Source organism: Crocinitomix algicola (assembly GCF_001661595.2).
Classification (GTDB): domain Bacteria; phylum Bacteroidota; class Bacteroidia; order Flavobacteriales_D; family Crocinitomicaceae; genus Crocinitomix; species Crocinitomix algicola.
The window spans coordinates 264,771-287,034 of the sequence record NZ_LYPF02000001.1 but is presented as its reverse complement, the minus strand read 5'-3'; the positions used below and the strand labels follow the sequence as shown (position 1 = coordinate 287,034).

General features: G+C 34.8%; 18 protein-coding genes. 5 read left to right on the top strand and 13 right to left on the bottom strand.

Annotated elements, in window-relative coordinates; translation table 11 throughout:
• Nucleotides 1–23: 23 nt before the first annotated feature.
• The 5 genes from A8143_RS01225 to A8143_RS01205 form a co-directional block, all read right to left on the bottom strand.
• Nucleotides 24–1,355, bottom strand: coding sequence for a TolC family protein (locus A8143_RS01225; protein WP_139134234.1), 1,332 nt, complete (start codon nucleotides 1,353–1,355; stop codon nucleotides 24–26).
• A gap of 1 nt (nucleotide 1,356) precedes the next feature.
• A complete protein-coding gene (locus A8143_RS01220; protein ID WP_070137192.1) occupies nucleotides 1,357–4,842 on the bottom strand; it encodes an efflux RND transporter permease subunit in 3,486 nt (1,161 codons plus the stop codon).
• Nucleotides 4,843–4,848: 6 nt separating this feature from the next.
• Nucleotides 4,849–5,976, bottom strand: a complete 1,128-nt coding sequence (locus A8143_RS01215) for an efflux RND transporter periplasmic adaptor subunit (protein WP_070137191.1) — start codon at nucleotides 5,974–5,976, stop codon at nucleotides 4,849–4,851.
• Nucleotides 5,977–6,106: 130 nt separating this feature from the next.
• On the bottom strand, nucleotides 6,107–7,048 hold the full coding sequence (locus A8143_RS01210; RefSeq protein WP_070137190.1) for a hypothetical protein: 942 nt from the start codon (nucleotides 7,046–7,048) through the stop codon (nucleotides 6,107–6,109).
• A 110-nt stretch (nucleotides 7,049–7,158) separates the two neighbouring features.
• Nucleotides 7,159–7,692: a DUF1905 domain-containing protein gene (locus A8143_RS01205; RefSeq protein ID WP_070137188.1), complete on the bottom strand. Its 534-nt coding sequence runs from the start codon at nucleotides 7,690–7,692 to the stop codon at nucleotides 7,159–7,161.
• A gap of 73 nt (nucleotides 7,693–7,765) precedes the next feature.
• Here A8143_RS01205 and A8143_RS01200 point away from each other — a divergent pair, with 73 nt between their 5' ends.
• On the top strand, nucleotides 7,766–8,005 hold the full coding sequence (locus tag A8143_RS01200) for a DUF3820 family protein (RefSeq protein ID WP_070137186.1): 240 nt from the start codon (nucleotides 7,766–7,768) through the stop codon (nucleotides 8,003–8,005).
• Here the strand turns inward: A8143_RS01200 and A8143_RS01195 are convergent.
• The 5 genes from A8143_RS01195 to sucD all read right to left on the bottom strand — a co-directional run bounded on the left by A8143_RS01195 (nucleotide 7,992) and on the right by sucD (nucleotide 13,637).
• Complete coding sequence (locus A8143_RS01195) at nucleotides 7,992–8,972, bottom strand: T9SS type A sorting domain-containing protein (protein ID WP_070137184.1); 981 nt, start codon at nucleotides 8,970–8,972, stop codon at nucleotides 7,992–7,994. The genes A8143_RS01200 and A8143_RS01195 overlap by 14 nt on opposite strands.
• Before the next feature lie 192 nt (nucleotides 8,973–9,164).
• Complete coding sequence (locus A8143_RS01190) at nucleotides 9,165–9,602, bottom strand: hypothetical protein (RefSeq protein ID WP_070137182.1); 438 nt, start codon at nucleotides 9,600–9,602, stop codon at nucleotides 9,165–9,167.
• Between the two features lie 24 nt (nucleotides 9,603–9,626).
• Nucleotides 9,627–12,122, bottom strand: coding sequence for an ATP-dependent helicase HrpB (gene hrpB, locus A8143_RS01185; protein WP_070137179.1), 2,496 nt, complete (start codon nucleotides 12,120–12,122; stop codon nucleotides 9,627–9,629).
• 4 nt (nucleotides 12,123–12,126) lie between these two features.
• Nucleotides 12,127–12,690, bottom strand: a complete 564-nt coding sequence (locus A8143_RS01180) for an RDD family protein (protein WP_083261166.1) — start codon at nucleotides 12,688–12,690, stop codon at nucleotides 12,127–12,129.
• Between the two features lie 68 nt (nucleotides 12,691–12,758).
• Complete coding sequence (gene sucD / locus A8143_RS01175) at nucleotides 12,759–13,637, bottom strand: succinate--CoA ligase subunit alpha (protein ID WP_070137178.1); 879 nt, start codon at nucleotides 13,635–13,637, stop codon at nucleotides 12,759–12,761.
• A 186-nt stretch (nucleotides 13,638–13,823) separates the two neighbouring features.
• Here sucD and mnmE point away from each other — a divergent pair, with 186 nt between their 5' ends.
• The 3 genes from mnmE to A8143_RS01160 all read left to right on the top strand — a co-directional run bounded on the left by mnmE (nucleotide 13,824) and on the right by A8143_RS01160 (nucleotide 17,366).
• Nucleotides 13,824–15,191, top strand: a complete 1,368-nt coding sequence (gene mnmE, locus A8143_RS01170) for a tRNA uridine-5-carboxymethylaminomethyl(34) synthesis GTPase MnmE (protein WP_070137407.1) — start codon at nucleotides 13,824–13,826, stop codon at nucleotides 15,189–15,191.
• Between the two features lie 297 nt (nucleotides 15,192–15,488).
• On the top strand, nucleotides 15,489–16,319 hold the full coding sequence (locus A8143_RS01165; RefSeq protein WP_070137176.1) for a hypothetical protein: 831 nt from the start codon (nucleotides 15,489–15,491) through the stop codon (nucleotides 16,317–16,319).
• 252 nt (nucleotides 16,320–16,571) lie between these two features.
• Nucleotides 16,572–17,366, top strand: coding sequence for a hypothetical protein (locus A8143_RS01160; RefSeq protein ID WP_139134233.1), 795 nt, complete (start codon nucleotides 16,572–16,574; stop codon nucleotides 17,364–17,366).
• A 3-nt stretch (nucleotides 17,367–17,369) separates the two neighbouring features.
• Here the strand turns inward: A8143_RS01160 and A8143_RS01155 are convergent, their stop codons facing one another.
• Nucleotides 17,370–17,825, bottom strand: coding sequence for a hypothetical protein (locus A8143_RS01155; RefSeq protein WP_139134232.1), 456 nt, complete (start codon nucleotides 17,823–17,825; stop codon nucleotides 17,370–17,372).
• Between the two features lie 104 nt (nucleotides 17,826–17,929).
• Between A8143_RS01155 and A8143_RS01150 the strand changes: the two genes are divergently transcribed.
• Nucleotides 17,930–18,883: an NAD(P)H-dependent flavin oxidoreductase gene (locus tag A8143_RS01150; RefSeq protein ID WP_070137170.1), complete on the top strand. Its 954-nt coding sequence runs from the start codon at nucleotides 17,930–17,932 to the stop codon at nucleotides 18,881–18,883.
• A gap of 12 nt (nucleotides 18,884–18,895) precedes the next feature.
• Here A8143_RS01150 and A8143_RS01145 read toward each other — a convergent pair whose 3' ends face one another.
• Both A8143_RS01145 and A8143_RS01140 read right to left on the bottom strand, forming a co-directional pair.
• Nucleotides 18,896–19,285, bottom strand: a complete 390-nt coding sequence (locus A8143_RS01145; RefSeq protein WP_070137168.1) for a hypothetical protein — start codon at nucleotides 19,283–19,285, stop codon at nucleotides 18,896–18,898.
• Between the two features lie 64 nt (nucleotides 19,286–19,349).
• A complete protein-coding gene (locus A8143_RS01140; RefSeq protein ID WP_083261165.1) occupies nucleotides 19,350–22,043 on the bottom strand; it encodes a TonB-dependent receptor in 2,694 nt (897 codons plus the stop codon).
• Between the last annotated feature and the right edge of the window lie 221 nt (nucleotides 22,044–22,264).

Here is a 22,264-nt window from a genome sequence, read left to right as displayed (position 1 = left end):
GAAATTAGCCAAAGAAACCTATCCTAATCAATATTAGCAGGTATATTGAATTCTTGCGAGATATCTCCAGAAATTCTCATAAGATTATAATGACTTTCTAGAAGTTCAAAAAGACGATCATAATAAGAGAGAATTGCTTGTTCGTATGCTAATTTAATATCGTTCAAATTGAAAATATTGATTAATCCTAAATCGTATTTATCTTTTCCCAGTCTCCATAATTTTTTGGCATTTCCAACTTGTAACAAGGCCATTTTTTCCACTTTTGTTCTGGTTTGATACAAATCAAAAAATCCACTTAATTGATGCTCCAAATTGTTTTTTAATTGTGTAATTTCAATTTCCGCTATATCTACCTGTATAGCAGCTATCTCTGTGTTTCGTTTACGGTTCCACCCTTGAAAAATGTCGTATTTTAAATTAATAGAACCGTTGTATGTTAAAGAATTAGTGGATGATGAAAAGCCTTCATCACCAAATAGTCTAAAATAACCAACCGCAGGTGTTGAGCCCAGACTTAACGATACAACAGGATAGTAAGCGCTTCGCTTAGCTTTAAGGTTTAAGGCTTGTAATTCATAATTAATGTACTGATTCTTTAGGTTTTGATTGTTACTCACCATTTTATTTAAAAGTTCTTGGTAAGTGGTTTCTTGTGAATTAAATTCCAATGAATCGGTAAACTCATAACGTACATCAGGAGCTTCAGATAAAATTAAGTTTAAGTTCCTTTGCGCGTTATAATAAGCAAGTTCTTGCAATAAATAGTTGGACGAATCATTATACACTTGATTTTCGAATTCTAAATAATCGAAACTCGTACCAACTCCCATATTGCTTTTAACTTGGTTGTAATTCAATTTTGATTTAGAGTATTTCAGTAACTCTGCAAGAACTGATAGTTTTCTTTCTTGCACAACAGCAGTGTAGTAAGCCAGTATTACATCGTAGATCGTATTTTCAATAATGACTATAGCATTCCCCTTAGTTTGAGCTTCTAATTGATCAAATTTTTGTTTATTAATACGAATTCCAAAACCGTTAAAAACTGTCCAATTCATGTTTAAAGAAGGCTGCAAGTTATCGCTAAACACAACCCCAGGAAAAAAGGTAGCTGGATTATTTGTATTGTCTTGTAAAGTCGCAGTGTTAGCTACGTTTATTGAAAAAGTTGGAAGCATTCCGGCTTGTCCCCATGAGTTTTGCAACTTACTCACTTCATAATTCCGTTCTATAAGCTGTATATCAAAATTGTTTTTTAAAGCTTTTTCGATAGCTTGGAAAACAGTTAATTTTTCTTGACTAAAACCTTGAAAACATATAAAAGCCAAGAATGTAAATAATATATTTTTCATACTAATATGTTTCACGTTCTTCTTGGTGCTTTTTGTTCATGAGCACCGGTTCAACTATTTTTGGGTCGACAATTGTCTCATTTCGCCATATTCTTTTGAGAATTCCATCAAACCATTTTTTAGGAAACACAACAAGTAAAGCAATCGAACCAAATAATAAGAATAGACTAACTATTATAGCTGTTATATTTAGCTCCTCATTTGAGGTAAAAGAAGAAGTTAGAATCATAACGCCTATTATCAACATAACAAACGCGATTATATAAAGGTAAAAAGAGGCTAAGAATCTCAGAAAATTTGGGAACCCAAAAGACACCGCTTTTAGTTCACGAACAAGACCTGTTTTAACATGATAGTCTTTATTCGATAGCTCCGCTCTATTATGTATCGCATGCCAAGCTCTTCTTAAATCATTTTGAACTAAAACAATCGCTGGAAAGAAAAATAAAATAAAGATTGTACCGAAAATCAACCCAAAAGCAATCGCAACTGCCATCGGAATTAAAAATTGTGCTTGAAAGGAAGTTTCAAGAATTAACGGTAATAACCCCGCAACGGTTGTGATGGATGTGAGTAGAATAGGGCGGAACCTTGATTTAGCCGCTTCTCTAATGGCGCTGTGCGTTGTCATGCCTTCCGTTAAATTACGGTTATAAGTGTCTAAAAAAACAATCGAATCATTTATAAGTATACCTATTAGTGCAATCATACCAAAAGCACTTAACATGGAAACAGGAATTCCAACAATGGAATGCCCTAAAATTCCACCAGCAACTCCGGCAGGAATAACGAGGAGTATTAATAACCCTTGCCAAACTGATTCGAAATTAAGCGACATGATGATGATCATCACGATAATAAGTATAGAAACGTTGAAACCCATTGACGCTAGTGCTTTGGAACTTCTTTCCCCTTGTCCACGTTGTATGATGTCAACAGCAGGAAACTCTGCTTTTATTTTGGGAATAATATCGTTAATTATTTGTGTATTTATTGCCCCAATTTCATCTGGATTATCCACGCTACCATCTACAATGATCTCCCGTCGACCATCTCGTCGCTTTAAGCTCACTGGTCCACGTTGAATATTATACGTTACCAATTCAGTTAATGGAATTTGTTTGCCGTCAGTCGTTTTAATTTTTATTTGATTCATATCAAACTCATCCTCACGATCCTCTTTCGAATAACGCACCCACACTTTCACTTCATCTGTTCCTACAATTACACGTTGAGCTTCTTGTCCAAAGACACCTTGGCGAACTTGTTTTGTAACCTCAAATATCCCTAACCCATGAAAATCAGCTTCAGGTTTCATCTTTAAGTTGATTTCTTTTCTACCTACGGGTTGATTATCTTTTACATTACTAACCAGAGGTATGTCATTCAGATAAGATTTAAATTTATCGCGTGCATCCGAAATTTGTTTTTCGCTATTTCCTGAAACCGAAAATTCAATTGGTTTTCCAAATTGATGAATTCCTCCACCTAAATAAAAATTTGACGCCAATTTGGTTTCTTTAATTCGATCAACCTTTGTTTGAATTCTTGCCATGAGTGAATCAACAGGAGTTTTTTTACCTTCTGCATCGATAATCATCGTAATTCCCCCAGTATGAAAGCCTGTTTCACCAATTGACTGGGAGTTACCAAGCATTATTGAATACTCAGAAAGTAAGTTTTCTCCGGTAGCTTCACGGAGTTCTTCGTTCGCCTCTAAGACTAGTTTTTCCGCTTGATTGAGCCAGTTTTTTGTTATTGACTTACCTGTTCCTTGTTCAAATGCGATTTCCAAAGAAATTCTATCCGGTTTAATTTCAGGAAAAAAAGTATAAGAAATCCACCCATTCAAACTAAAAACAATTACTGCGAAGGTAAAAATAAGCGGTAATAATACATAAGCTCTGTAACGCTCGGTTACAAATCCAAGAACATCATCAAAAATTTTGTCTCTAAGATAATCGGTTCCTTTTGTGATAAAAGATCTAAATTTATGGCGTCTCGTTCCCGGTTCAGTTTTAGCCAAAACTTTAGCACTTGCTAGGTGAACTGGAAGAATAATAAAAGCTTCTACCAATGAAAAAGCCAAGGCAATTATTACAACAATCGGCATTTCTTTCATCATTTCCATATCCCGAATAAAAAGAAGAATAGAAAATGCGGCCATTGTTGTTAACACAGAAGTAAAAACAGAAGGAACAACTTCTAAGGTACCATCTAAGGCTGCTTTAAAAGGACTTTTACCTTTTTCAAAATGCGCGTAGATATTTTCAGCAATCACAATTCCATCATCCACTAATATTCCAACCACTAATATCATTCCAAATAAAGAAATCATATTCACTGTTAATCCTAACATATTAGCGATGATAAACATTCCTAAGAAAGAGAATGGTATTCCAAAAGCCACCCAAAGTGACAATCTAACGCTTAAGAATAAGCCTAACATGATTAACACTAAAATTAATCCAACAAAACCATTGGAAGTTAGCAAGTTAATTCTATCTTGAAGCGATGCAGCAAATTCGTATTCTAATGATAAATGAGCAGGATTACCTTGAGCATTATACAATTCAATATAATTTTTAATATAATCTGTAATTGCTCCTAAGTCTTGATCTGGTGTTTTTTTAACATCGATTGAAACTGCTGGCATTCCATTAGCAAATACCTCGTACGAATCTTCGGAAAACCCAAAACTAACATCGGCAACATCACCAATTGTAATTTTTTGACCACCAATTGTTGTTCTTAACACAATTGCTTCAAGCTCTTCAGGGTTGGTAGACCTTTCCCTTGATCGAATAATTAAATCTTCATTTTCACCCCTTAAAATGCCTCCAGTTAAATCTTGATTATTCCGTTGAATTGCCAATGAGATTTCATCAATTAGGATATTATATTTCAATAAATCATTTTCTCTAACGTTTACGACTAGTTCAGGTTCAGGAAAACCGCGTAAATCTATAATTGAAATTAATCCTGATGCATACAGGTCATTTTCAATTTTATCGCCTTCTTTTTTTAGTACCCAAAGATCATTATTGCCCTTTAAACCAATAGTTGCAACCATTTCAGATATTGGATTGGATTTCAGTCTATTGATAATTGGTTTTTCTGCACCTTGCGGAAACGAGTTAATACTGTTTACGGCATTGTCTACATCTTTGTAAACTTCATCCATATCAGCGTTTTCAAATCCTTTAATTGTTATAGTGGCAATATTTTCTGCCGACGTAGAATTGATTTGTTCAACACCATTTATCCCTCTCAATGCCTGTTCAATTTTAATCGTCACACCTTCTTCCATTTCTTCGGGTGAAGCTCCAGGATAGGCCACGTTGACCAGAATCATACGCGGGTCTAATTCTGGGAAAAATGAACGATTCATGGTGAGTACATTAAAAACACCAAATAAAACCGTTACAACAATTAAGGCATTTGCCCAAATTGGTTTACGAATAAAGAATTGTATCAAATTTCTCATCTGTATTTAGTTAAGAACGATTTGATATTTTGTTGAATCACTATAACTCAATACTTCTTGAGTAATTACAATCGAATGATCAGGAATGCCTACCACAAAGGTACCGAGCTCATTGGAGCCAAATGATTTTATAGGCTGCCTCGTTAAGGTTGAATCATTTTTTTGAAAAAGGTAGACTGAATTTTCATGAATTGCTTTTTTCGGAATTCTCAAACCGTTATGAATCTCTTCTTCGTTAATCTCAACTTTCAAATATTCACCCTCAGTAAACATTTTACCTTCTATGGGTTTTGGGCGAACATAGACTTCTATTGACTGGGTGTTTTTATTGATAACATCAGATATTCTTACGACATGGCCAACCCCTTTCAATTCATTATCTGTAGCGTAAATTTTAACATTGGTTCCTATCCTAATTGCATCACTTTGATCCACAGAAATGGCAACGGGAATTTCAAAATTATTGGTTTCTACAACTCTAATTACTGGTGTTCCGGGCGATACAACTGCAAAGTCTGTTGAATATACAGCTGTGATAACTCCATTATAAGGAGCATAAACAGCATATTTTTTTGTCTGAGTCTCCAAACTTTTAATTGTAAAATATTCCGTTAATACACTTCTTGTTGATAAAAATATTTTTTCCTTATTCGTATTCCAGTTGGGTAATTGCGGTAAGTCTTTATTCAGTTTTATGTTGTTAATGTAATCTTGCCATTTATTAAATTCATCAGGGAAATCAATCTTAATATCAGGCAATAATGCTGCAAGAATATTAATGAAATTACTTTTGCGAGACCTTAAGTTATATTGTGCCTCTGTATCATCAATTTTAAAAAGCAAATCTCCTTTACGAATGTTCACTCCAGGTTTAAGGTCGTACTTCCCTTTTTTTAGTTGACCCTGTACTTCGCTAGCTATGTCGAGAGCGTTAAAAGATGAGGCTGTTCCATACCCAACGACTTTTAACGTATCTAATTCATTTTTAGCAACGGTGGCACTTAAGCTAGGGTAGAAGTCTTTTTTTGAGTTCTTCTCTACATTCTTTTTACCAGCATCAAAGTTTAATGAGTTGATAATTAAAATGTTGACTAGGATAAAAATTACAAGTATGATGATGTGTCTCAGTTTCATTTTCTCGAATTATAAACTGAGCAAATGTAAGGGATTTACTTAGAAGTCTAGCTCTAAGTAAGATGAAATACCAAAAATATCAACGTAAAGCATTTTTTTTACTTTAAACATTGTTCTTGCTTCTATAAAGCTAGTCGTTCAGCCATTTTAAGAATTTTCCCCATAAACTTTTAGGTTTTTTTTCAACCTTTTTCTTCTTTTTTGGTTGGGAGATCTTTTTTGAAGGAGCATTCTTCTCTTGGTTTTGAGTCGTCTTTTTAGTTGTAGCTTTATCAGCCATTAATTTCTCATAATGACGTTTTTTCTTCTCTTTCTCCGCTTTTGCCTTTCTTTTTATTTCTATTTCAATTAAAGCCTTAGCTCTGTTTTCTTTTTGTGTGTGACTAAAATGGTAAATACCCTTGGCATCTTTATATTCCGATTCAGAGGACACAGTCGATTGATTATCCTTGTTATTTTTGATATCTTGAGCCTGCGATTGCATTGCAGCATCCAAATGAGCAATTTCAGCCGCTTCTTCAGCCGCAATTTCCTCATCAGTTTTTTCAGGAGTTTCTTCAATTTTTTTATCTTCTGGTAACTCTATTTTCCCTAATATTTTTAAGCCATCTAGCTTAATCTTGGGGGCCTGAATTAATTCCGCATCGGGATCGACTTCTACCTCAATAAACTCTTCTTCTTCTTTAATTTCCTCCTTGATTTCATTGCTCTTATCAGCGTTTTGATCGTTTATCTCAGGTATTTCGTTGGTTTGTATGATTTCTTTAGTTTGGGTATCATCTTCAATTTGTTCTTCCTTCGGAACTTCTTCTGATTGAGTGTTGTCAAGCTCCTCTTTAGCTAACTCTTGTTCGTTCTGGATCACTTCAGAAAGCGTGTTATTTGGCTCCTTTCTCGTAATTACTTCTTTTTCTTCTATTTCAGGATAGGTTTCCAAAACCGCAGACAACTGCTCTTCATTAAGTTTATAATTAGGCTCTTTACCAATTTTTACTTCGAATTCTTTCTCTAAAAATTTCTGAATATCTGAAGGGGTCATGCCCACTTTACGTGCAATTTGAGCAAGTCTCATGGTTGGGGTTTGTTTATTTTTAATTCCTTTATCACTACAAATATAAACATACGATTGAGACTTACATTCACCTTCTCATTAGAATTTTTAAACGGTTTGAGGTAGAGGGATCAATCTTTTTTAAACCGACTTTGTTTGAATGCCTCATTTAGCTCTTTAAAATCAAGACTACCATGTGCCGTTTCCAAATACTCGAATATAATAATGGCTTTTTCAATTCTTTTTTCTTCTGATTTAGGTTTTGCAATTAGGTGTAATAATGTTCGTTGCTTACCAATCGTTAACGAGTGAAAATACTTAGATCCTTTAGGATATTGTTCGTTTACTTCATTAAATTCATGGGGTACAAAAGTACCGTAAGCACTATTGTCCTTGGAAATTGTTATTTCGATAGAATCGTTTTCTTTCAGACTCATTTTTTTTCGCAAATCTTTATTGATCATGAGGTAATGACCTCCCGAACCGTCGGGCATCAATGCAGCATGAATACTTTTTGTATCATTGTTTATTGAATAAATTATTCTTTTATCAGATTGCTTAAACTGTTCGGAAATTTTGTTGGGAACGGGTATTCTATAATTCCATTTTAGTGATGAATTAGCATCGAGTTTTAAACTTGATTTAAATTTGATGATTTCGTCCATAATGCCAATTTTGTCGGTCTAGTAAAGTTACAATATTCCTATTAAATGAGTATAATATGCTTATTTTTGAGCAATGAATCAAGAAGAGCAGCGCAAGCATTTAATTGAATTGGTAACAACTAGGATGCCTTATGGTAAATACAAAGGTCGATTACTTTGCGATTTGCCCGAACCTTATTTATCATGGTATCACGCAAAAGGCTTTCCTCCTGGTAAAATTGGGAGTTTATTGTCATCAATTTACGAGATAAAATTAAATGGACTTGAGTATTTATTAAAGCCGATAAGAGGAAAGTTCTCTAGTTCTTTGTGAATTTTTGAGAGCCAATATTGGTTTTTATAATGTAAAGTCCATTTTCTAAAGAAGAAATATCAATTCGATTTTGTGATGAATATCCGTTAAAATCTTGAATCATGACCAATTCTCCCAATGCACTGTATACTTCAATATGATTTATATTGTCTTCACTAGAAAGCGTAATTATTGAATTCGCCGGGTTAGGATATACCATGAATGAACCGTTGGATGAATTTAAGTTTACAGCTTGAATATCCGAATACTCAAATTTTCCATCATAATCCGTTTGTTTTAACCGGTAATAATTTGTTCCATATACCGAATTGTAGTCGTAAGTAGAGTAGGAGATGCGTTTGTTACTATTCCCTGCTCCTTTTATTTCTTCAATTTTCTCCCAATTTATTCCATCTGTTGAATGTTCGATTGTAAAAAAGTCATTATTCAATTCTGAGCCAGTGATCCACTCTAAATTAATCCAATTATTCTCAGGAGTTGCCTTAAATGAGATTAGCTCGATTGGTAAGGGGCTACCAAAGGTACATTCGATAACTTGATTTGGTATGCCAGGACCATATATTTGTATTCGTGCTACATCACAGCCTAACTGCTCAGGAGTTGCAATTGCACAATCTGAAGAACCGCGCCAAGGGTTGCTACCTGTAGTAAGCGAGCCTGTTCCACCACTATTCGGCAGTGAAAAAAAGTTATTATCGCTATTGCAACCAATGTTCCCTTGCAAAGTCCATAGACTGCCGGGAGCATCGGGACCGGTTATTGTTACAGAATAATCCAACTCTACATTGTAATTATAGCCCCAGGTACATGATGCTGGAGCATCAATTCCAGTCATCGTAATCTCAATGTTTACTTCATAATCATCAGTCGATTCTACAGTAATAGTACACTGACCGTATGCCGAATTTGTTTCTTGTGTAGAAAACAGTAGAACAAATAAAAATAAACTATATATCTTGCTTTTCATGGTTTAAACCTATTAAGTTCAGCTGTAGTACGTATATGTACTTATGAGGTTACAACTTAAGAACTTATCAAAAAATTTAATAAAGCAAATGTACATTAATAAATTCAACGATTTTGAACAATATCGACGAATGGTAATTTTTACTCTATATAGAGTGAAAAAACCTAGTGTTTAAGTATAAATACTTAGATTCTATTTTTTTATGACTAGAACGGCTTGTTCTAATTCTGAATTTTCATTTTTTGAGCCAGGGTAAGGAGTGATCTCTAAAAGCTGAAATTTATATCCGAAAACGTCAACCGTGTTATTTTGTTTATTGGTTTTTAAATTAAGATAGTCCAATTGTTTTTTATAATTGATTTTAAATTTTGCTTCGGCTTCACCCTCCCAAAAGCATTCAGCACCAATAGGGCATCTCGAATCAGAGATTAGAGAATCGTATGACACAAATAGATCAATATCATCTTGACAATGGTAAGTTTTTCCTAGAGTAAAAGAGACCGTATCATTTAGTTGGAAATTTTGAAGCGTCTCGCTATCAGAGATAATTTTTTTAGAGTTGTTACAACTGTATATGAAAAATAGAAAAACAGAATGAAGAACTATAATATTGATTCTTGATATTGTCATAAGATTTATTTTAGGACAATTTAGTTATTTTTTTCTTTTAACCCCTTTTTCGGGAGATTGTTCAAACGGATTTTCTGGCCAAGAGTGTTTCTTGTATTTTATTCTTAATTCTTTACGAACATCATGATACGCATTTTGCCAGAAGCTCTTTAAATCAGACGTTGTTTGAACTATCTTGTATCCCGGAGATAGGATGTGCATGAGAATTTCTTGTCTACCTTCGTTAATTTTGGGCGTTTCTGTTAATCCAAAAATTTCTTGCAATCTAACTGCTAAAATTGGGGGCTTGCCTTTTGGCTGGTAGGTTATTTTAATTTGTGAACCACTTGGTACTGTAATTCTTGCTGGTACAAGTTTATCAATCAGTTCTTGTATTTCAAAAGGAACGCTGTATCGAAGAGCTTCAAGGAGGTTTATAGCTTTAAGATCTGCATTTTTCCGCATATTTACCAAGTAGGGTAGAAGCCAAGTTTCGATATTATCTAATAAGAAATCGGTTGAAGTTTTTGGCAAATCTAATTCTGGCCTCCAAATTTTTAATGATTCTATTTTATGCTGCCAGTTAATAACGTCTTCGTTAAAATCCAAGAGATGACTTCCTTCTTTTTTTAATACTGGTACTAACACATTTATAACATCTTGCTCAGTAAATTCTTTAATTGGTGTACTCCTTAAAGTGATGCTGCCAATACGAATTTCATTTAACGCTTTCAGTCCACCCTTTTTTATATTCCAATCAAACGTTTTAACTTCTTTTACAAATGGTGCCAAGTCTTTAGGGTTTAACGGTGCAGCTAAAAATATTCGACCCGTTCCACCAGGATTGTCGTGCATGTTAGCAACAGCTAACCAAGGTTCATGGGCTAAATCATCTTTATGCGATGTTTTAACATAAGCTCCATTTGAAAGTTGAAATTGCGCATTATTTCCTGGCCGTGCAAACGCTATTCGTTCTGGATAAGCATGAACTAATAATAGGCCGGCTTCATATGGGTCGAATGCAGAGTTGTCTGGATCCACATTCATGAGTTTTCGATATTGACTTGCGATTTTTTCAATTCTACCAAATCGCCCTCCTTTTTTGTTGTTCGACCGATAGCGTCGTAATGCTTCAATTCGAAGGGTGATATCGATACCATTTTCCGAGCCTAAAGGGTCTCGTTCTTCAATTAAGGCCGCAAGATCTGTTGCTAGAGGGGTAAGATTCTCTTCGATAGCCATAAGTAGCATGTGTGCAATTCTTGGATGCGTAGGCAATTCAGCCATGGCTTTTCCGTGCTTGGTAATGATATTACTTTCAATTGCATTCAAATCACTCAATAAATTAATTGAAAGTTCCATTGAGTGTTTTGGTGGCTCATCAATCCATGTGAGGGCTTGATAATCAGTGCTCCCCCAGTTGTATAGACTTAATGCTAAGTTCGTTAAGTCGGCTTCAAGTATTTCAGGTTTTCGATGCGGAATTAATTTAGAATGAGTGGGCTTGGACCATAGTCGATAGCAAATACCGTTTGTTAATCGACCAGCTCTTCCCGCTCGCTGATTTGCGGCATCCAAGGTAATCCTTTCTGTTGTTAACATGCTTAAACCTGATCGAGGATCATATTTTGAATTCCGCATATAACCACTATCAATTACAATTTTTATCCCCTGAATTGTTAAGCTGGTTTCTGCAATTGAAGTGGCTAAGACTATTTTTCGATTTCCGGATTTGCTGGGTAAAATTGCCGCCTGTTGTTTTGCTTGAGGTAACCTTCCATAAAGGGTTTGTATGTCAATACTTTGATTAAATGTCAAGCCGGACAATATTCGTTCAGCTTCTTTAATTTCTCTTTCTCCAGGTAAAAAGCATAATATATCACCTTGGTGCTCTTTGACTGCTTTTTTTACGGTGTTAGCTATTGATTCTGGTAAAAATTCGAGGTCTGAATCTCCCTCATAATAGTAGGAAATCGGGAATTGTCTACCCATGCTTTCAATCGTAGGGCATTTCAGTTTAGTTGACAAATATTCGGTATCAATTGTTGCAGACATTATTAAGATGCGCAAATCAGGTCTTAATTCTTTTTGAATTTCCCTTACCAAGGTTAACGCAACATCTGCATGTATACTTCGTTCATGAAATTCGTCGAAGATGACTAAACCAACATTCTCTAGAATTGAGTCTTGTTGGAGAATCCTGGTCAGTATTCCTTCAGTCAAAATTTCAATTTTAGTTCGTTCACTGGTCTTGGATTCAAACCGTATTCTATATCCTATTGTGCTTCCTACAGGTTGATCCAGTAGTGTTGACATCCTAGACGCAATTCCTTTTGCAGCCAAACGTCTTGGTTCCAACATGAGAATTTTTTGGTTTTTCAACCAATTTTCATTCATCAAGGCGAGCGGTAAAAGAGTGCTCTTGCCAGCACCAGGTGGAGCTGCAAGGATAGTGGTGTTTTCATCTATTAAAGTATTTTTGATGCTGTCGAATACTTCAACGATAGGTAAATTTTCTTGATATGGATCGTATTGTTTCAAGGTGTTAATCTAAAATTTCATAATCATCTGAGAAATCACTTTCGCCCAAAGCTCTTTTAATTCTAACAAGTTCTTCTTCGTTTACCACATAGGTTTTTGAAATTGTATCATGCCACCCTCTTTTACCTAAACATGAAAAAGTTTCAAAAGGTATTAAGCGTGATATTGATCGAATCATAATCGTGCCAACTTCGGGTTTATTGCCAAAATCATCTATAACTATGGCGTTAGTAGCAAATTTTCCAAGGGTTTTTCCCATCGTAGATTCTAGTACAGTATAATAAATGAACACCAACAAATATCCATGAATATTGATAAAATAACTAAAACTATTGTTACTTACTTGAATATTTGTGAAGCCCGATATGCCTGCGTAATCTAGTCCCACTGAAATTAAAATGATTACAAACAAATCAATCAAATAATGACCAAAGCGAGCACTGCCTTGTATTGTATTAACTTGAAAGGGAACGTTGACAGATTTATTAATACGATGTTCATTTCCTTGAGCATCCCGCTTAATTTGGGTTATTTCTTTGGAGACTTTTAATTCACTTATTCTTTGCATGTAGGGTTAAATAAAAATAGCCTTTTAATTGTTAAATCAAAAGGCTATTTGTAGTATGTTGTTTGTAATTATGCGTTTACACCCATAACTTCTGCCATTTTTGTTCCGATTTCAGCTGGAGAATCTACCACGTGAATCCCACACTCACGCATGATTCGTTTTTTCGCTTCCGCTGTATCATCTTCTCCTCCAACAATTGCACCAGCATGTCCCATTGTTCTTCCTTTAGGCGCTGTTTCTCCTGCAATAAATCCTACAACAGGCTTTGTGCCGTTTTCTTTAATCCAAGCAGCTGCTTTGGCTTCTAAGTTACCTCCAATTTCACCAATCATAATGATTCCATGAGTATCAGGATCAGCCATTAACAATTCAACAGCTTCTTTCGTTGTGGTTCCAATAATCGGATCACCTCCGATACCAATTGCTGTAGTAATTCCTAAACCAGCTTTCACAACTTGGTCCGCAGCCTCATAAGTAAGTGTTCCTGATTTTGAAACAATACCAATATTTCCTTTTTTGAAAATAAATCCTGGCATAATTCCAACTTTAGCTTCATCAGCAGTGATAACACCTGGACAATTCGGTCCAATTAAACGGCAATCAAAAGCAGAGATATAATCTTTAGCGCGAATCATATCCGCAACTGGAATTCCTTCTGTAATAGTAATAATTACTTTAATTCCAGCATTAGCAGCTTCCATAATTGCATCCGCTGCGAACGCAGGTGGAACAAAAATGATGGTAACATCTGCTCCAGTTTCTTTAACTGCATCTTCAACAGTGTTGAAAACAGGTCTGTCAAGGTGAGTTTGACCTCCTTTACCTGGGGTAACTCCACCAACTACGTTTGAACCATATTCGATCATTTGTCCAGCGTGGAAGGTTCCTTCACCACCTGTAAAACCTTGAACAATTATTTTTGAATCTTTATTGACTAATACTGACATAAAATTTTTCTTTTGCTTTGCGTGTCCAAATTTATAGTTTTGAATTGTTAAAACAAAGATAATTCTTAGAACATTTTAAGAACTTCACACTTTCATTAATATTCTGTTCGTTTTGCAGGATTAAATCTTTTCAATAAAAGTTGAATTAGATTGAATTGAACTACTTAATTTTGTCTTATGGAATTCATGAATCAAGAAGATACAATTTGTGCTTTGTCAACTGCTGCAGGAGTTGGAGCAATTGCCATAATCCGTTTGTCAGGAAAAGATGCTTTTTCAATTGTACAAAAAATTTTCACAAAAGAGCTTTCAAATTCACCAAGTCATAAGGCACATTTTGGTAGAATTGTCAACGCTAAAAATGAGGTGATTGATGAAGTTTTGGTATCCGTTTTTAAAAATCCTACGTCCTTTACAGGAGAAGATAGTGTTGAAATTGCTTGTCATGGATCTTTATTTATACAAGAAGAAATATTGAATTTATTAGTCGAATCGGGAGCAAGAATGGCTGGTCCAGGAGAGTTTTCTTTACGTGCTTTTATGAATGGTAAAATGGACCTTTCTCAAACAGAGGCAATTGCTGACTTGATTAGTGCTAATTCAAAAGCAGCGCACAAAGTCGCAATGCATCAAATGCGCGGTGGATTCAGCGAAGAGATTAATGAGCTTAGACAAAGTTTAATGGATTTCGCTTCTTTGGTTGAGTTAGAGCTTGACTTTAGTGAAGAGGATGTTGAGTTTGCAGATAGAGAACAACTTAACAATTTGGTTGAGCAAATAGAAGCTAAGACAACGAGTCTGTTGTCTTCTTTTAGATTGGGGAATGTAATTAAAAATGGTGTACCTGTAGCAATAGTTGGGGCTCCTAATGCAGGTAAATCTACTCTTTTAAATGCTTTGCTAAATGAGGAGAAGGCAATAGTTTCGGATATTGCAGGAACCACAAGAGATATAATTGAAGACACCATAATTCTTAATGGTGTCGAGTTCAGGTTTATTGATACTGCTGGTATTCGAGAGACAACTGATGAAATTGAAACGTTAGGAATTGAACGAGCTCATGCACAAATTAAAAGGGCGGCCGTGGTTATTCACTTGATTGATTTAAAAGAAAATGATATTGAATCGATAGAAAAGGAGAAAAAAACGTTCGAAAAGTTAATTGATTTTGAGGAACAAGTCTTGATACCTGTTCTTAACAAAGTAGACGAAGTTGAGGAAGATAAATTTAAAACTATTTCCGGCAGCAATGTGTTTATTGCTGCAAAGACAAAACATAATATTAGCGAATTGATATTAACACTTTCAGCTTCGATTGGAGATTTAGGAGAAGAAAACCAAACCATTGTTACAAATGTTAGGCATTTTGAGATTCTCAAAAAATGTGCGCAATCCCTTCAAAAAGTAAAAGACGGTTTAGAAATGCAAATTCCAGGAGATTTGCTCGCTATGGACATTCGTGAAACCTTGCATTATTTAGGTGAAATTACCGGTCAAATTTCTTCAGATGAGCTGCTTGGTAATATTTTTGCAAATTTCTGCATTGGAAAATAGTGGTGGGCCAGTATTACTTCTCGTCGCACGACTCGTATTCAATTTTTGAAATTGTTAACCTGCTAATTACTTTTTTTTAATTGATAACGCCAAGACTATTACAGGTAATGAAAATCTATTTTTTTTTTCAAGTTTTTATAATCCACATTATAATTGATTCTTTGAATGAGAAATACGTTATTTGCGATTCAACAACTTATTATTTGCGGTGTAATTGGTTCAACGAAATTCGAATAACTTAAAAAAAACTTAACCTAATAAATCAGGAATTAGTTGGTCATTACTTATTTTTAAGACATGATAATTAGATTGTTCTTCATTTGTGCTTTCATTGCAAAGTTAGTGCCTGCAAATAGTCAGGTTAGGGTGGAAGGTGAGATTGGAAAATATCCTATTGCGATGGTTTTTAGTGATCTAAACTACTCAACTGGTGTTGTTAATGGCAGGTATCGCTACAAGAATCAAAATAATTTTTTGGATTTAAAAGGACAAATTTTTGGAGATTGCATGTATTTAGAAGAGCGTTTTAAAAATGAAGTGACCGGTGAGTTTTTTTTAAACCTCGATAGAGATTCAATTACCGGTTATTGGATTTCTGGAAATAGTTCGCATCGAGTGAAATTGGTTACCCGTCCTCTGGATTCCACTTTTTTTAAGGTGAAAACCTTGGAAGAATTTTCGCAAAGTTGCGACATGAATATTGATGGTGGTTATGGCAATCAAAATTATTTTATAAATGATTGGTTCTATAGTAAAGATAGGCCAAGCGTTGAAATGGGGTTCAATGGAGGAACACTCCTTTTAGAGCAAATAGGGGAAGACTCTTTAAAATTTGATGTCAATGTGGTGTGTGGACCAACTTATCATTTTGCATCAGCGAGCGGCATTGCTATTCGGAAAAGCTCCAATTTGTTTCATTCGATCGTTAAAGTGATGGAAGGTGACACCTGTCAAATATGGTTAGAAATTGAAGAGAAAAAAGTGCATGTTTGGGCTTCAGAAACTTCTTTTAGTTGCGGTTTTGGAGCACGGGCCTATTTGGATCATGATTTTATAAAAATCACCAATAAAAGTCGGTTTGATGGAGAAATATGGCTAGAAGATTTAAAACAGATGGCAATTGAATAGTTCTGCCCCCAATTGAAGTGATAGCGCTACTTTATAAACGGTTATTAATGCTTGCTAATAACAACGTGGAGCTTCAGCAAACGTTTGTTTTAGTTAGCAATTATTAGCGTTTAGATAGAAGACTAAAACGGAAAGTGGGATAAGGCAGCCGATTAAAAAAGCAGAATATTAAGAATAAAGGATTGATTTTTTTTGTAATTTAAGTGTGTGGTGTATATTCGCCAAAAAACACAACCAAAAACCTTATTATATATGAACCGAAGATTAAAATTTTCACAAATAAAAAATAGAATCGGTAGTGCCAATAAAACTTTATTGATGCTAGTCTTTCTAGGATTATTAAGTTGTGGTGGAGAGGAAGAATCTAATGAACGAAAAACGGAGGTAGATGATCGTTTAGAAGAATCTATCGCGTTAATTGATAGCTTAGAAGAAAGCACTTTAAAAAGCTTGCCTCAGGTTGAAATACCCGACGGTTACATGATAATTAGTGAGGATGAAGGAGATTTAGATGGGGATGGCATCAATGAAAAAGTGGTAGTATTTGATACGGATAGGGAAGTAGCGCAAGGAAAAGAGCGTGAATTAAGGATTTACTTTAACCAGGATGGTGTTTGGTCTTTGTCACATAAAGCAATAGGACCGGTTTTACCTAGTCAATCGGGTGGAACAATGGGTGATCCATTTGAGAAAATGACAGTGACGGGTGGGGGAATTATCGTAAATCATTTTGGAGGATCTGTGGAAAGATGGTCGTATACTCACGAATTTAGACTGATTGATGATGAATGGAAGTTAGCGATTGCGACTTTGGTCTATTTTTCCAATTGTGATTTTACAGAAACTTACACCTATAACTTGGTTAAATTGAACGGTTATCATTCGAGACAAAAAGAACGATGTGATGAAAATGGAAATGTAACAAAGTCGAAATTTGAGGTAGAAGAAAGCTTAACCATTAAAAAGGCAAGCGTTTTGATGGATGGTTTCGGGCCTGGTAGCACCGAGATTGAGGTAAAAGGAGAGGAAGATTATTATTATTTATAACCGCTATGGAAAGGGCTGTAATGTTAGATATAATATAGATCCGTTATAAAAATAGGTGCCAGGTGTTTTCACATTGCTTAAATGAAAAGAAGAATAAGGAATGAAAGTATCGAATGCTTTTTTTTCGTTTGAATCCAAAAAATGAAATTGATATAATTCGATTGAAGGTTGATTTACTTTTTTAAATTTAAATCCGCGAATAGTAAGTGTTTTGGGACGAATTATCGTGTCACCATAATGGCGATTTGAAAAACTGAGGTTTCCAATTATTAAAGTATCTGAAATGGCTCTATGAAAATATTGGGGTTGAAGATTTTGATGAAGTATGTAGCCCTCAGAATGTAAACTGTCTTCTACTTTACGATAATTATCTTTTAAAATTTTTTGCTGAGTATTGTTTTCACAACCCATGCTTACAAGTAAGGCGATTAATAGAAATAAGCGATTAGATGCTTTCATGCGCTAAATATAGGAAGAAATATTTTATGACTTTATTATGTGCGCATAATATAAATAACTAAATTAGAGGAGAAATAATTACGATAACTAGAAACTAAAATATTATGGCAACAAAAACGTTATTGACAGATATCCTAAACATTGAATATCCCATTATTATGGCTCCAATGTTTTTAGTTTCAAATTCGAAAATGATGATTGAGGCTGGAAAGAGTGGGATTACTGGAGCCGTTCCTGCTTTGAATTACAGAACAGACGAGGCTTTTAGAGCAGCCATTAAAGAAGTTCGTAATGCAACTACCGCACCTATTGGAGTTAATTTGATTGTCAATAAATCTAACCCTAAATTAGATAAACAATTAGAAACTTGTTTGGAAATGGGCGTCGATTATATCATTACTTCTTTGGGGAATCCTAAAAGTGTTATTAATGCTTGTAAACCTAAAGGAATTAAAGTTTTTTGTGATGTGGTAGATCTTCAATACGCTAAAAAAGTAGAATCTTTAGGAGCCGATGCAATTATCGCTGTGAATAAAGAAGCGGGTGGTCATGCTGGGCCAATGTCGCGTGAAGAGTTAATCCCACTTTTAGCACGAGAATGTACTATTCCTATTATTTCAGCCGGTGGAGTAGGGAATGCTGAAGATTTAAATAGAGTTATAGCATTAGGAGCTTGTGGAGCTTCAGTAGGAAGTGTATTTATTGCTAGTAAGGAAGCAGATGTTTCGGAAGAATATAAACAAGCGTGTGTAGATTATGGGGCAAAAGATATTGTGATGAGTACGAAAGTTTCAGGAACACCTTGTACAGTTATCAATACACCTTACGTACAAAAAATTGGAACCAAACAAAATTGGTTCGAACGCCTGCTAAGTAAGAATAAACGATTGAAAAAATGGGTGAAAATGCTGACCTTTGTAAAGGGCATGAAAGCTTTAGAAAAATCAGCTTTTAGCGCAACTTATAAAACAGTTTGGTGTGCGGGACCAACGATTGAATATGTAAAATCAATTCGGCCGATTAAAGAAATTGTAGCAAGTTTAACCGAACCGAATTAATAGTTAAAATCACTATTGTTTAATTCCAATAAATTCGGCTTCATTTTCGTCTTTATTGTAGGTGAATTTTAATTTTTTCTCATCTCCGATGTAGATAAAATTAACCAAACTTTCATCACTTTTAGTTACTTCTTCGATATTCACGCCATCCGCCGTTACTAGTACGGTAAATGTTTCAAAATCATTTCCTTCTACTTTTATTTTATTGTCACTTTCAGAGGTAACTTTAACGAAATAACCACTTGAGGTTAACGTGTCATGCTCCAAGTATGTTCCTTCAAATGAGCCTCTATACTCACCGGTCATTGTAACCGCCGGTTTCTTATCTTTATTGCAGCTTGCTGTTAATGCTATAATTCCTAATCCAAGAATCGTTAGCGTACCAAATAGTTTATTTTTCATATTTCATTCATTTCAAGGTTAAAAATAGTAAAAAGGGTTGAAAATACTTTCGCTCAAATATAAATTAAAACTTAACAATAAATCTTAAATTTATTCTTCTTCCAGTTAAATGGTTAGGGATAGCGTAATAACGACCAGCAATATCTTGGAGCCATTGGTATGAAATTATATTGTTTACGCCTAATAGATTAAAAACATCCAGACTCAATGTCATTTGCTCAAAATGTTTTAATACTCTTTTGTTTTTATAGTCTTCTAGTTTTTCAGGATTAATGATATCATACATAAACCCAAGGTCCAACCGCAAATACGATTTAGTTCTTAAAATATCTTTGTATCGCTCATAAGTCGGTGGTCCATAGGGCAATTTTGTTCCCATAATTAGATTCGCAGAGACTCTTAGGTTATCAAACCCTTTGATGCTTGTGTTCTCTGGCATTCGATCTTGGAAGAACAATGAAAATGTTAATCGCTGATCCGTCGGTCGCGGAATGTAACCTGGTTCTTGATAGATTGAATCCGTTGGAATATTGTTAAAAGTATACCCTGGCGAAATGGTATCATTATCCGAATTTAAGTAGATGTAATATGAATCATTTAAGATGTCTTCTTCTGTCTTTAGATATCCTATTCTAAAAAACGATTCAACACCCGGAACAAATTGCCCGTTTACCTTTGCATCAACACCGTAAGCGTATGCCACTGCACTATTTTCTCCATAGTATCTAATTCTTACATTGTCAATTTCGTAAGGAACGATATCCCACATGTATTTATAATATGCTTCGGAAATAAATTTAAATTCTCTACCCCATAAATTGAAGAAAACATCTGCGCCAATTACATTGTGCCAAGATTTTTGTGCGACAACTTCTGAATTCAATTCGCCATTTATACCACGCATCGTTCTATAAAGCGGTGGCTGATAATACAAACCACTTGCTGCACGATATTTCACATAACGGCGCTTCAAAGTACTGTCGTTAGCTATAAAATAGGATCTTGGCGTATAAGTAATATTAGCGCGTGGTGTTACCCAATATTCATCACTTAAAGTACGATATCCAGCTCTTGTTCCTAAGGTCAACGCCAGTTTGGAAGGACTTTTTGCAATCGTGTCTTGATAAATAATATCGTACTGACTTGAGTCTGTTTTAATGCTACGTTTTAAATTTAAAATTTTGGATTTATATTTTACAATTCCATAGGTGTATTGGAGATGTCCGCTGGCTCTGTATGTTTCAACATAATTATCTTGTTTTATCAATTCTTTCAGTTCCACGACTTCACTTGAACCTTGTGGAATAGAATATCCAGCTGAGTCAATTAAGCTCCATTCGCTCAAGTGATCTGAAAAGGATTCGAATTGTAATTTGCCTCCCCAATATAAATCCGATGTTCTTAATTTTGTCCTTGCCGAGTCTGTTTTTGAAATGAAATTATAGCTACCGTTGTGGTAAACATTTCCAATCCAAACATCTAAATTGTTTCTGGCATGATCTAATAAGCCGCCGACTCCTACATTGCTAGTAGAATCTCCAAATTCTTCTTTCGAGGGATCAGTTTCCAGTTCGTTAATCCAATACTCGGCCAAAATATCAAAATTTTCACTTTCAACCGATCGAAATACAGACGTTACAAATGATGTTTTAAGAGTACCTTTTCCTTTCCTTTTTTTACTCGATTCAAATCCAGTTGCCGCCGTAATTGTTTGAAATTTTGTTTCCTCTTGACCTTCATAAAAAACTCGTAATTGATAAGCTTCATTCACTGTTCCCCATGAGGTTGTTCTTGTCTTTGGTTCAAATTGATAGTTGTTCGTAGAAAAATGACCAAGTGCAAACCACTTTGCGTAATTATTCTCATTGTCATAGTTGAGATAAAAATTCGTTAAAAATTGATAATCAAAAAAGGTCGGATTATAATCACCTTGCGTAGGTAAACTGTTTAATAAGTATGAATTAGCACGATAACGTGCCCCCGTGATAAAGCTACCTCTAAAACCGCCATAAGTTCCTTCAATATGCGCGCTGCCTCCCATGAAACTGAGTTGTGCGGAACCACCATATTTGACAGGGTCTCGGTATTTTATGTCGAGTACAGAACTTAATTTGTCTCCGTAATACGAATCAAAACCTCCAGCCGAAAAACTAATATTTTCAACGAACGCCGGATTGATAAAACTTAGTCCTTCCTGTTGCCCCGATCTGGCTAAAAATGGTCGATAAATTTGAATGCCATTTACGTAAATTAAATTTTCATCATAATTCCCACCTCGAACATTATAATTTGCGGTCAATTCATTATTTGAGTTTACCCCTAAACCTCCTGTTTTTATAATATCTTCAAAATTTCCAGTGGTACTTGAAATTCTTGAATATTCGATTGGTGGAAATTGATCAATAAATTCCCTTGGCCTAGTCGTTTCAACGGTAACTCGTCCAAGCACATTGTTGTACAGGGTAATTTTTAACCCACTTACATCAAAGCTCGCAACTTTTATTTCTTCTTTGTGGTTTTGATTGAAATAATTGAACTTGAATTTATAGGTTTCGTTACCCTCAACTTGCAGTGTAAAAAAGCCATTATCATTCGAATAATAAGTCTGTTTATCGCCTTCTACTTTAATCTTTACTTTACTTAAAGGTTTTCCGTCCTCATCAAAAACCTTTCCCGAGATTGTTACCAATTGACTAAAAGAGCCAAATTGTATAATCAATAGAGCAAAGAGAAGTAAATATTTTTTCCAATTATTCAAAACGTGCCAAAATTAAAAATTCAGTCTGAACCAAAACGTAAATCGCTAAATATTATTTTAAATCCTTGCCAATTTCAAATTAAGAAGCTTATTAAGTTGAAATTCATCATCCCTTATGATGGCATCATTAAGGAAGAGATACTCACGGAATAATGTTGATATTCTGTTCATTTCTATCGTAATAGAAAGCATTAAAAACTCTATTTTTGTTTAAAGCGTTT

What these genes read in the sequence shown, in the direction of transcription:
- A8143_RS01190 (WP_070137182.1), bottom strand. Translation starts at nt 9,602, where the DNA reads ATGACAATATCAAGAATCAATATTATAGTTCTTCATTCTGTTTTTCTA.
- A8143_RS01200 (WP_070137186.1), top strand. Translation starts at nt 7,766, where the DNA reads ATGAATCAAGAAGAGCAGCGCAAGCATTTAATTGAATTGGTAACAACT.
- A8143_RS01220 (WP_070137192.1), bottom strand. Translation starts at nt 4,842, where the DNA reads ATGAGAAATTTGATACAATTCTTTATTCGTAAACCAATTTGGGCAAAT.
- A8143_RS01225 (WP_139134234.1), bottom strand. Translation starts at nt 1,355, where the DNA reads ATGAAAAATATATTATTTACATTCTTGGCTTTTATATGTTTTCAAGGT.
- A8143_RS01155 (WP_139134232.1), bottom strand. Translation starts at nt 17,825, where the DNA reads ATGAAAGCATCTAATCGCTTATTTCTATTAATCGCCTTACTTGTAAGC.
- A8143_RS01145 (WP_070137168.1), bottom strand. Translation starts at nt 19,285, where the DNA reads ATGAAAAATAAACTATTTGGTACGCTAACGATTCTTGGATTAGGAATT.
- A8143_RS01165 (WP_070137176.1), top strand. Translation starts at nt 15,489, where the DNA reads ATGATAATTAGATTGTTCTTCATTTGTGCTTTCATTGCAAAGTTAGTG.
- A8143_RS01180 (WP_083261166.1), bottom strand. Translation starts at nt 12,690, where the DNA reads ATGCAAAGAATAAGTGAATTAAAAGTCTCCAAAGAAATAACCCAAATT.
- A8143_RS01160 (WP_139134233.1), top strand. Translation starts at nt 16,572, where the DNA reads ATGAACCGAAGATTAAAATTTTCACAAATAAAAAATAGAATCGGTAGT.
- A8143_RS01150 (WP_070137170.1), top strand. Translation starts at nt 17,930, where the DNA reads ATGGCAACAAAAACGTTATTGACAGATATCCTAAACATTGAATATCCC.
- sucD (WP_070137178.1), bottom strand. Translation starts at nt 13,637, where the DNA reads ATGTCAGTATTAGTCAATAAAGATTCAAAAATAATTGTTCAAGGTTTT.
- A8143_RS01205 (WP_070137188.1), bottom strand. Translation starts at nt 7,692, where the DNA reads ATGGACGAAATCATCAAATTTAAATCAAGTTTAAAACTCGATGCTAAT.
- mnmE (WP_070137407.1), top strand. Translation starts at nt 13,824, where the DNA reads ATGAATCAAGAAGATACAATTTGTGCTTTGTCAACTGCTGCAGGAGTT.
- A8143_RS01195 (WP_070137184.1), bottom strand. Translation starts at nt 8,972, where the DNA reads ATGAAAAGCAAGATATATAGTTTATTTTTATTTGTTCTACTGTTTTCT.
- A8143_RS01215 (WP_070137191.1), bottom strand. Translation starts at nt 5,976, where the DNA reads ATGAAACTGAGACACATCATCATACTTGTAATTTTTATCCTAGTCAAC.
- A8143_RS01210 (WP_070137190.1), bottom strand. Translation starts at nt 7,048, where the DNA reads ATGAGACTTGCTCAAATTGCACGTAAAGTGGGCATGACCCCTTCAGAT.